At 48.8% G+C, this 9,995-nt stretch carries 11 protein-coding genes; 4 read left to right on the top strand and 7 right to left on the bottom strand.

Translation table 11 applies throughout. The annotated features are described in order from the left end of the window. The first annotated feature begins 67 nt into the window (after nucleotides 1-67). Nucleotides 68-1,588, top strand: a complete 1,521-nt coding sequence (gene psbB, locus Q0991_RS24085; RefSeq protein ID WP_299493466.1) for a photosystem II chlorophyll-binding protein CP47 — start codon at nucleotides 68-70, stop codon at nucleotides 1,586-1,588. Between the two features lie 158 nt (nucleotides 1,589-1,746). Beyond that, nucleotides 1,747-1,839, top strand: coding sequence for a photosystem II reaction center protein T (locus Q0991_RS24090; protein WP_299493468.1), 93 nt, complete (start codon nucleotides 1,747-1,749; stop codon nucleotides 1,837-1,839). A gap of 107 nt (nucleotides 1,840-1,946) precedes the next feature. Here the strand turns inward: Q0991_RS24090 and rimM are convergent, their stop codons facing one another. The 7 genes from rimM to Q0991_RS24125 form a co-directional block, all read right to left on the bottom strand. Next, complete coding sequence (rimM, locus tag Q0991_RS24095; protein ID WP_299493470.1) at nucleotides 1,947-2,525, bottom strand: ribosome maturation factor RimM; 579 nt, start codon at nucleotides 2,523-2,525, stop codon at nucleotides 1,947-1,949. A 53-nt stretch (nucleotides 2,526-2,578) separates the two neighbouring features. Continuing rightward, complete coding sequence (locus tag Q0991_RS24100; RefSeq protein WP_299493472.1) at nucleotides 2,579-3,841, bottom strand: valine--pyruvate transaminase; 1,263 nt, start codon at nucleotides 3,839-3,841, stop codon at nucleotides 2,579-2,581. Nucleotides 3,842-4,035: 194 nt separating this feature from the next. Beyond that, nucleotides 4,036-4,800: a serine/threonine protein kinase gene (locus Q0991_RS24105; RefSeq protein WP_299493473.1), complete on the bottom strand. Its 765-nt coding sequence runs from the start codon at nucleotides 4,798-4,800 to the stop codon at nucleotides 4,036-4,038. A gap of 17 nt (nucleotides 4,801-4,817) precedes the next feature. Then, nucleotides 4,818-5,282 (bottom strand): GNAT family N-acetyltransferase, encoded by a 465-nt coding sequence (locus Q0991_RS24110; protein ID WP_299493474.1) that lies wholly within the window; start codon nucleotides 5,280-5,282, stop codon nucleotides 4,818-4,820. A gap of 45 nt (nucleotides 5,283-5,327) precedes the next feature. Next, nucleotides 5,328-5,843 (bottom strand): hypothetical protein, encoded by a 516-nt coding sequence (locus tag Q0991_RS24115; protein WP_299493475.1) that lies wholly within the window; start codon nucleotides 5,841-5,843, stop codon nucleotides 5,328-5,330. A gap of 77 nt (nucleotides 5,844-5,920) precedes the next feature. Further along, nucleotides 5,921-7,330 carry an AtzE family amidohydrolase gene (locus tag Q0991_RS24120; protein ID WP_299493476.1) on the bottom strand — a complete coding sequence of 470 codons (1,410 nt, stop codon included), beginning with the start codon at nucleotides 7,328-7,330 and terminating at the stop codon, nucleotides 5,921-5,923. Further along, entirely contained in the window at nucleotides 7,327-7,539 is a 213-nt protein-coding gene (locus Q0991_RS24125; protein ID WP_299493477.1) for a DUF4089 domain-containing protein, read from the bottom strand. The genes Q0991_RS24120 and Q0991_RS24125 overlap by 4 nt, the downstream gene beginning before the upstream one ends. 159 nt (nucleotides 7,540-7,698) lie before the next feature. Here Q0991_RS24125 and Q0991_RS24130 point away from each other — a divergent pair, with 159 nt between their 5' ends. Then, nucleotides 7,699-9,210: a UbiD family decarboxylase gene (locus Q0991_RS24130; RefSeq protein WP_299493478.1), complete on the top strand. Its 1,512-nt coding sequence runs from the start codon at nucleotides 7,699-7,701 to the stop codon at nucleotides 9,208-9,210. A 141-nt stretch (nucleotides 9,211-9,351) separates the two neighbouring features. Beyond that, nucleotides 9,352-9,995, top strand: a 644-nt coding sequence (locus Q0991_RS24135) for a leucine-rich repeat domain-containing protein (protein WP_299493479.1), incomplete at its 3' end; no start/stop codon positions are given.

The following is a 9,995-nucleotide window of genomic DNA, read 5'->3' on the forward strand; positions in this document are numbered from 1 at the left end:
AGGATCGGCCCATTAAGAAAATGCTGCAAGTAAAAGTATTGACGTTTTAAGAGGAGGAGCGTAGTCGATGGGACTACCCTGGTACCGAGTACATACAGTTGTCCTGAATGACCCAGGACGATTGCTATCTGTGCATCTAATGCACACTGCCCTGGTAAGCGGCTGGGCAGGCTCCATGGCACTCTACGAGTTGGCCAAGTATGATCCAAGCGATCCAGTTCTCAATCCCATGTGGCGTCAAGGCACATTTGTTATGCCTGTGATGACTCGAATTGGGGTCACTCACTCCTGGAGTGGTTGGACCGTAACTGGAGAGCCTTGGGTCTCTCAGCCAGGAATTCTAGGTGCACACCTAAATTTCTTTAGCTATGAGGGTGTCATCCTCATGCATATCCTGGCATCGGGCTTATTTTTCTTAGCTGCCGTTTGGCACTGGATTAACTGGGATTTAGATGTCTACTATCCCGAAGGCAGTTCTGAACCTGCTAGTGATTGGCCCAAGGTTTTTGGCCTTCATTTGCTCATTTTAGGAATTGTTTGTTTTGGTTTCGGAGCAGGTCACTTAACTGGCAACTTAGGGCCAGGTATGTGGGTTTCTGATCCCTATGGACTCACAGGTCATGTGCAAGGAGTTAGCCCAGACTGGCGTCCGTTTGCCTTTGACCCTTATAACCCTACAGGTTTGGTGACTCACCATATCTCTGCAGGGATTGCTTTGATCATTGGCGGAATTTTCCATATCGTTACTCGTCCTTCTGAGCGCCTCTATAACGCTCTAAGTATGGGTAATGTTGAAACAGTGCTATCAAGTTCTGTTGCCTTCGTGGCTGCTGCTGCATTCGTGATGGTTGGAACCATGTGGTATGGAAGTGCAACCACACCAATCGAATTGTTCGGTCCGACTCGTTATCAGTGGGATAGCGGCTACTTCCAAACCGAAATCCAGCGCCGTGTGCAGTCTGGACAAACTTGGGATCAAATCCCTGAAAAGCTTGTTTTCTACGATTACATTGGTAATAGCCCAGCTAAAGGCGGTTTATTCCGCACTGGTGCTATGAACAGTGGTGACGGTCTAGCCCGTTCTTGGGAAGGTCATCCTACTTTTAAGGATTCCGAAGGCCGCGAGTTGTTTGTGCGACGTATGCCCAACTTCTTCGAAACTTTCCCTGTTGTCTTAACGGATAAAGATGGCGTTGTCCGCGCTGACATTCCTTTCCGTCGGGCTGAATCTCGATACAGCTTTGAGCAGAAAGGTGTGACCGTTTCCTTCGAAGGTGGAACCTTAAATGGTCAAACCTTCACGGATGCGCCTACCGTTAAGAAGTACGCTCGTAAAGCCCAGCTGGGTGAGCCCTTTGATTTTGATCGTGAAACTCTTGGTTCTGATGGTGTTTTCCGAACCAGCACTCGTGGTTGGTTTGCATTTAGCCACTCTTGCTATGCGCTACTCTTCTTCTTCGGCCACTGGTGGCATGGCGCTCGTACCATCTTTAAGGATGTGTTCGAGGGTGTTGATCCTAACCTACCTGAAGAGCAAGTGGAATGGGGTGTATTCCAGAAAGTTGGTGACACCACCACTCGTGCTTAGTCAAACCTAACTAGGTTATAGAATTCTAGAACATGTTCATCAGCATTAACTAGATTCACAATGAAGGCTACTGAACGCTTCTAACTCCAAAAATGATTAGAATGTGGAAAGTAGCCTTCTTAATTCTTTGAAGTAGCGATTATTGAGGGTTTATTCCTATGGATGTTATTGCTTACGTATTTATTCTTGCTTGTTTGATCGGGTTATTCTTCTTTGCTATCTTTTTCCGCGAGAAGCCCACTCGTGTCTAAGAATTAAGGTTGACTGCTCTAGCCCTGCTTGATTAGCTTGAGCTAGCAGCCAAGCTTTAAAAGCTGCTTTCGCCCGAAAGCAGCTTTTCGTAATCGAGGGAGTTGACTTACTCGGGAATGAGTCCTGTAGGGGGTAAGATCTCTATGGTTTGGTTTTCGATATCGACAATGGGCACAATTGCTGGGACAAAGGGCACCAGAACGGTCTGATCCGAATCAAGCAGTTGAATATCTAATAGATCATTCCCTGCACTGGCAATCCTTACCACTGAACCAATGATGGTTCGTTTGGTTTGATCAATAACGGTGACCCCAATCAGGTCCGATAAATAATATTCTCCATCTGCCAATGAAGGGCGATCGCAACTTCGTACCAACAGTTCGGCTCCCTTGAGGAGTTCAGCTTGATCTCTAAAGTTAACATCCGCCAACTGAACGATATAAATCCCTTTTTGCTCAATAAATCGGCCTTTTTTGAGGTTGATTTCTTCAATTTGTAAAGGACGGGTCGGAAAACGCAACCACCGAAGGCCGGGCTTTGTAAATCGCTCTGGGAAGTCAGAATCTGGGAAAACTTTTACCTCTCCATTTAACCCATGCGCACCAATGATTTTGCCAACTTCTAACCAGTCTTCGTTAGAGGATGGCGGATTGATGGATGATCGTGATGGGGAAGCATCACTCATAAACTCTTCCTTTATCCCAAATTGGACTGAACAATAACGTCTGGATATGGTGTCTAGTATATTTTGCGAATGACTTGAGCGAGTCGTTGCATCGCAATTGTGATTTCTTCATCCGTGGCGGTTAAGCTAATGCGAAGGCATTGGTGTTTGTGGGGCCAGTCCTGGGAGAGACCGGGAAAGAAAGAGTGGCCAGGGACGACGATCACCCCTACTTGTTTGAGCTGTTGATAGAGCTGCCAGTCTGAGATGGGCAATTCATTGAGCCATAGCCAAGCAAAGATGGCCCCTTCACCCCGATGCAAATACCACGGCAATGTGGATGGCATCTGCTGATCGAGGACAGATTGTAAGAGAGCCAGTTTTGCTTGGTAATAGGGGCGAATCACTTGGATGGAGATTTCGGCTAAGGCCCCGGATTGGATGGCTTGGGCTGCGATCGCTTGTCCATATCGCCCAGAATGAATACAGACATTGGTTTGGAAGGCTTCTAAAGTTTGAATGATACGCTCATCCCCAATGGCAATACCAACGCGTTCCCCGGGTAAACCTGCTTTGGACAAACTCATGCAGTGGACGACGTTATTCCCCAAAATGGGCATGATCTCGGTGTAGTTGAGGCTGGGGTAGGGCGGCCCATAGGCAGAGTCGACAAAGACTGGAATATCATATGGGGCAGCACGATCGGCAATCTGTCTCACTTCAGATTCGCTCAGGACGTTCCCCGTTGGATTACAGGGGCGAGAAAAAATGATACAGCCTGTAGTGTGATCAAAGTGAAGTTGATCAAAATTCGGTCTGTATTTAAACCGATGCGCCGTTTCATCAACCTCTAAGGTGGGTTGATAGGCTTTTAGGGCTTCAGGCGTCAGACATATCCCACCATATCCGGTGTAGTCCGGTGAGAGGGGCAAGACAATCTTTTTGAGCTGACCGGTGTCCGTTGTCCCACCAAAAGCATTCGCCGCCAGGAAATAGAGGGCTTGGCTTCCCGGCGTAATCAGAATGTGACGGTCCCTGAGCGTTAAACCATAATGCTGTTTAAAATCTTGTTGAATGGCCTCGATTAGGGGCTGATAGCCTTGGCTGGTGCCATAACGGCAGACGACTTCACCATATTCGGAACTCCCTAACAATTGGGCGGTGCAGTCTCGCCACAGTTGTTCGACAGCTGGCAAGATAACGGGGTTGCCTGCACTCAAATTGATAAAGGATTCATCAGGATTGGTGTCCAAGGTTTCGACGATGTCTTTCATGATGGCGCGGACGCCCGTCCTAGCAGACATCTGATGGCCAATTTGAGAAAGCGTTAAAGGCATTGATGATAAGCCAAGCAAGAAGAGTTTATCGTTGTTAACGAATGACCATACCCTGCAATGCGAGTAGGGCAGATCCGAATATCTTAGGGGGTGTGGGCTAAACTCGCAATCCCTTCAAGATCAGTTCTAGGCCATAGAACCAGCAGCAACAGGTGGATAACCGACGTTGTTATCCATTCATCAGCGAGTTAGTGCTAAGGATCAAACAATAAATCTAGCAATCTCTGAAAATTATCTAAAGTGGGATGGTGCTTATAGTGTCGCAGTCTCTCAATACAGTATTGCTTATTGGGCTGAAACCAGAGAGGAACCAGTAACGGTGCGATTGTAGTTCCCCAAAACAAGCCCTGAGTCAGACTCGTCACATTAGCCAACCGACGGGTTTTACTGGCACTGCTGAAATCCAGTAAAACAGGACCTTGGGTTGTCACAATGCTATGTGCCGTTACACATCGAAGGTTGCCATGATCGAGGCCTGCTTGATCGAGTTGAAACGCTTGCCAAAGCAGTTGGGTGAGGTGAGATTGAAGGGTTACCCGACTCAATGCCAGGGGAGATTGTAACCAAGCCAGTAGCGGATGCCCTTTCACATAGTCCATCCGTAAGAAATTGGGACTATTTCCCAGAAGTCGAGGGCCAATTTTTTGCGTATTAGCAAGGGTCAACATCGTTGCTTCGTGAGTCAAGGAGGCACGAGAAGCATCTGTTCTTCTCACCTTCAGCGCAACCTGCTCCCCCTGACACTGAGCTAACAAAACTAACCCACAATAGCCTAATCCCAAGCAGTGCCAGCCTTGAACCTGCCTGGGTCCCCAATCATAAATGGCTGTGATGCCCAGATCGGCCAATTCGGAGATGCGATCACAACCTACTCGATCATCAGGATAGGCTAGCAGTCTCTGTTGAGGGGATTGAAGAACTTCAGCTAAAGGAACAGCCGTTAATCCAGTTAAGTCCACTTTGATTGTTCAGAGCCCTAATTCGGCGCCACCTTGCAAGTCATTAAATGATAGCGGTCTCTAGCCAAGAATCCTGCTTGTGAGTAGAGTCGTTTTGCTCTGTCGTTGGCACGGGCCACTTCTAAATGCAAAGCAGCAATATCTAGGCTGGCAGCCTGTCGAATTACAAAGTCTAAGACTTGTTTACCAATGCCTTGTCCCCGAGCACTCTCGACGAGAAACAGCTCATCGATAAATGCGTCTCGACCTCCTAACTCAATGCTGTAGCCAAAACATAAAGCAACATACCCTACCAATTTGCCGAAGGTGAAGATCAACCACACTCGTCCAACTGGAGAGTCAGGAGCAAGCAAAGGTAATACAGCATTATGCCGTTGCTGTTCCGATAAACTAATCTGTTCAAATTCATGATAGGCACGCACTAACGGTAATAAATCTGCGACGTGAGAGTCATTTGCAACTTGGAAGCAAGGGCTATCCATCTTTGGAGCTGAGGGCAGTATTCATCTAGAAGGGGGAACCAAAAGTTAAAACGAATGAACTGAACGTAATGCAGCTCCTGCCCTTCCTCCATGAGAAGATTGCGGCGGAATATGAATCTTAAACTCATGGCGTAAATCGCAGAGGCGTTGATCCAAATAAGCAGCATAATTTTCGGCAGGCCAACGACGCTTCATGCGCAATGCCTGAAGCACGTTCATCAAGATCTGAGGAATACTCTTCAGCCAAGTTTTGAGCAAATGCCGATGTCCAATCTCTGCCAATACACTCCGGTGGTCTTGATGGCGGTTAACACGATGCATGGCTTGCAGTGACACTGTTGTTCCCAAAGCAGTCCAGACATGAGCCAAGATCTCGCCATCTAAATGAGTGGGACAACCAAACAAAACATGAATGGCATCATGCATATCGATGTCCGCTAGCAACTCCGGTGCTACCGTGTTTGAGGCATCATTTTCAGTTACTTCAGCCTGGTGAAATTCATAAATCCCCTGTCGAAGCGTTTGGGTGGATTGGGGATTGAGATATTGAAGCGCAGCCATACCAGATACCTCGAATAACTTAGCGGAACAGTCAGGTGCCAAAGGGGATTTTGACGCTGCTTCCAGCGTAGTGGATATTAAGGCTGTCTCTGGGCATGGGCAGGCTTGGCTTCTGTAATCCCTTGTGCTTCAAGAACCACAGCTGCTTTAAAAATCGTGTTCTCATCATAGGGGCGAGCGATCAGCTGGATGCCAACGGGCAGTTCTCCCGGTAGGAAGATCGGCACTGAGAGCACGGGTAAGCCAATAAAGGATAGGGGTTGGGTGTAATAGCCCAGATGGGGACGAATGGGCACCGTTTGTCCATCTAGCTCCATAGTCGTCTGCTCAATGAATGGGGCCGAACAAGGCGTTGTGGGAGCAATAATCATATCTACAGTCTTGAAAATTTCGCAAACCTGATCACGATACCAACGACGAAAACGCTGGGCTTGCAGGTACCAGCTATTCGGCATCATCGCTCCAGCGACAAAGCGATCGCGGGTAGCCGGGTCAAAGTCCTGTAGACGCGTTTGTAGTCGCGGTAAATGGAGTTGACTCCCCTCACTGGCGGTAATCAGGTAGGCGGCGGCTCTAGCCCGAGCCGATTCAGGTAAGGTCACGGTTTGGGTGACTTGTAGGGCGGATGATACTTTGTCTAGGGCCTGGGCTACGGTGGGGGTCATGCCTCGGGCGAAATGATCGGTTGCGAGGGTCTTCGACCGGCCTGTGGCCATCGCAACCCGTATCCCGGTCATATCCCCAGATAAATCAGGCGTAACCGGCGGACGGTCTGTACAAATTGGGTCGAGAGGGTCCGATCCTTGAAGCACCTCAAAGGCCAGAGCAATATCTTCCACAGAGCGAGCAAAGGGACCAATATGATCCAAGCTGCTAGAAAACAGGTAGGCTCCCGCCCGAGACAGACGGCCATAGGTGGGCTTGAAGCCATAGACGCCACACAACGAAGCTGGCACCCGAATGGAACCATTGGTATCAGAGCCTAAGGTCAAAGGCACCAGACCAGCCGCCACCGCCGCCGCCGATCCACCCGAGGAGCCACCGGATATTCGAGTCGGATCATGTGGATTGGGGGTAACGCCATAGTGATGATTGATGGTGACAAAGCCATAGGCATATTCATCCATATTCAGCGCTCCCACCAAGATTGCGCCTGCGGCTTTGAGGCGGGCCACCGCAGTTGCATCTTGAGTTGCAGGTGGCTGGCTTTGATTAATTTTGGATCCGGCTAAGGTGACCGTTCCAGCAATATCAAACAGGTTTTTGACCGCAAATGGGACTCCTGCTAAAGGGCCTACGGTTTCTCCCGCAGCCAGCTTGCGATCAAGGGTTGCGGCATTAGCTAAGGCAGAAGCCTTTAGAAGTGTCGTAAAGCAGTTGTGATCCTCTCGACTAGAGATATGCGTCAATGCTGCTTCAACGATGGATGTGGCTGAACGCTCTCCGGTTTTGACCTGGTGAGCAATTTGAGCTGCCGTCAAACTCATGGTTCAAACTGAGGCGCAGCCTCTAAGGTATCCGGCAAAGGAAAATTTAAAACGGGCTGGGCAATTCTGTGGATTTGCTCAAAGCTCTCAACCACTCCTGGGAGCTGATCTAGGGGTATCGATAGTTCAAGTAGCTTAGCCATCTCAGTCACATACGCTGAGGTAAAAGCATCCGAATCATTAGATGGTGAAGCTGAAGGCTTTGACATGCGGCAGGTATAAAGGGGCAACAGGTCTAGAATAACGGACCCATCAACGAATCGAGGGCGCTAGCTTCCTCGCTGTTGAACAAATAGCACCCCAGGGATGTCCTCAATTCCGCTCATAATATAAATAGTGCATAACGACTATCGCCCCTAAAGGAATCCATGGCTAGAGACCTGAGAAAATTTATCCAACGCCTCGAAGAGCGAGGCCAACTCAAACGTATCCAAGCCTTGGTAGATCCCAAACTAGAAATTGCTGAAATTTCGGATCGGATGTTACAGCAGGGCGGTCCAGGGCTACTGTTTGAGAACGTTAAAGGTTCTGACTACCCCGTGGCGGTGAACCTGTTGGGCACCGTGGAGCGCACTTGCTGGGCGATGAATATGGAGTCCCAATCCGAGTTGGAGGATCTGGGCAAAAAGTTGGCGATGCTGCAGCAGCCCAAACCGCCAAAAAAACTCAACCAATTTATAGACTTTGGCAAAGTCCTGTTTGATGTGGTCAAGGCCAAACCCCAGCGGGATTTGCTGCCCCCATGTCACCAGGTGGTGCTCAAGGATGAGCAGGTGGATTTAAATAAAATCCCCATGATTCAGCCCTATATCGGGGATGGCGGCAAGGTGGTGACCTTTGGCTTGGTGATTACCAAGGACTGTGAAACGGGGACACCCAATGTGGGGGTGTATCGTCTGCAGTTGCAGTCGAAGAACACCATGACGGTGCAGTGGCTGTCGGTGCGAGGCGGAGCGCGGCATTTACGCAAAGCGGCAGAACAAGGGAAGAAACTGGAGATTGCGATCGCAATCGGTATCGATCCCCTCATCATCATGGCCGCTGCCACCCCTATCCCCGTCGATCTTTCAGAATGGCTGTTTGCCGGTCTCTATGGTGGCAGTGGAGTACACCTAGCCAAGTGCAAGACCGTCGATTTGGAAGTGCCTGCCCAAAGTGAGTTTGTTCTAGAAGGCACAATTACCCCTGGTGAAACAGGCGTAGATGGTCCTTTTGGCGATCATATGGGCTACTACGGCGGTATCAATGAGGCCGCTCCACTGATCCAGTTTCACTGCATGACCCACCGCAAGAATCCAATTTATCTGACCACCTTTAGCGGTCGTCCCCCAAAAGAAGAAGCGATGATGGCCATTGCTCTGAATCGGATTTACACACCGATTTTGCGACAGCAGGTCTCAGAAATTGTGGACTTCTTTTTGCCCATGGAAGCCCTGAGCTATAAAGCTGCGGTAATTTCCATTGATAAAGCCTATCCAGGCCAGGCTCGGCGGGCAGCTTTGGCCTTCTGGAGTGCCTTACCCCAATTTACCTATACCAAATTTGTGATTGTCGTGGATAAGGAGGTCAATATTCGCGATCCACGCCAGGTGGTCTGGGCAGTATCTTCTAAAGTCGATCCGGTGCGAGATGTATTTATCTTGCCGGAAACGCCCTTTGATACCCTCGACTTTGCTAGCACTAAGATTGGCCTAGGGGGGCGCATGGGCATTGATGCCACGACTAAAATTCCCCCAGAAACGGATCATCCTTGGGGAGAACCCCTCAAAGCCGATCCAGATGTAGCAGCGATGGTGGATCGCCGTTGGGCTGAATATGGTCTAGCAGAGCTGAAGTTGGGTGAAGTAGACCCAAATTTATTTGGTTATGAGATTCCCTAAGTTTGATTTTAAGCCTCCTCAATTCCAGCATGCGATGAAATCATTAGTGAAAACCATGGTTCTCTATTGGAGGTATAGCGTGTTGCGAACTAAGATCACGCTGCATCTTGATTTGAGCATAGTTATTCCGTTTCGCGATACATGTCACGACTTCAAAACCTTGCCAAAGGTCTGATACTTGTAGCTCTGGTAACGGGACTTTACAACTTTGTGGATCGGGTGGTGCTAACCAATCCAGTGGCTCAATCAGACACAAGGACCAAAAACTATGTGAAAGCCCAGCGTCGGATTCAGCAGGCCCTGGTAACACAGGCTTCTGAGCTAGATTTAAGTGGACTATATCTAACTCAACTTCCATCTGAGCTCCACAAGCTCTCCAAGCTGAAAGAGCTAAACCTCGATAGAAATCGACTAAACACTCTACCACCTGAAATTGGACAGCTGACCCATCTGCAAAAACTACATATCGGAAATAATCAACTTCAGAGCTTACCTTCTGAAATTGGACAGCTGTCCAATCTGCAAATACTAGACCTTTGGAGCAATCAACTGACGAGTCTGCCACCTGAAATTTTTAAGCTTACTAGACTGCAACATCTAAACCTTGCGAGTAATCAACTGACAAACCTCCCCCCCGAAATCGCACAGCTTTCCAAACTGCAAGAACTTAACCTAAGGAATAATCAACTGAGCGGTCTACTCCCTGAAATCACTCAGCTTTCCAAACTGGAAGCGCTCAACCTTGGGGAGAATCAAGTGGACAGACTCCCCCCTAACATCGGACA

Origin of the sequence: Acaryochloris sp. IP29b_bin.137 (genome assembly GCF_028285745.1) — a bacterium.
GTDB lineage: Bacteria > Cyanobacteriota > Cyanobacteriia > Thermosynechococcales > Thermosynechococcaceae > Acaryochloris.

Excerpts from the sequence above, each read along its gene's own strand:
- psbB (WP_299493466.1), top strand. The coding sequence starts at position 68 with ATGGGACTACCCTGGTACCGAGTACATACAGTTGTCCTGAATGACCCA.
- Q0991_RS24090 (WP_299493468.1), top strand. The coding sequence starts at position 1,747 with ATGGATGTTATTGCTTACGTATTTATTCTTGCTTGTTTGATCGGGTTA.
- rimM (WP_299493470.1), bottom strand. The coding sequence starts at position 2,525 with ATGAGTGATGCTTCCCCATCACGATCATCCATCAATCCGCCATCCTCT.
- Q0991_RS24100 (WP_299493472.1), bottom strand. The coding sequence starts at position 3,841 with ATGCCTTTAACGCTTTCTCAAATTGGCCATCAGATGTCTGCTAGGACG.
- Q0991_RS24110 (WP_299493474.1), bottom strand. The coding sequence starts at position 5,282 with ATGGATAGCCCTTGCTTCCAAGTTGCAAATGACTCTCACGTCGCAGAT.
- Q0991_RS24115 (WP_299493475.1), bottom strand. The coding sequence starts at position 5,843 with ATGGCTGCGCTTCAATATCTCAATCCCCAATCCACCCAAACGCTTCGA.
- Q0991_RS24120 (WP_299493476.1), bottom strand. The coding sequence starts at position 7,330 with ATGAGTTTGACGGCAGCTCAAATTGCTCACCAGGTCAAAACCGGAGAG.
- Q0991_RS24125 (WP_299493477.1), bottom strand. The coding sequence starts at position 7,539 with ATGTCAAAGCCTTCAGCTTCACCATCTAATGATTCGGATGCTTTTACC.
- Q0991_RS24130 (WP_299493478.1), top strand. The coding sequence starts at position 7,699 with ATGGCTAGAGACCTGAGAAAATTTATCCAACGCCTCGAAGAGCGAGGC.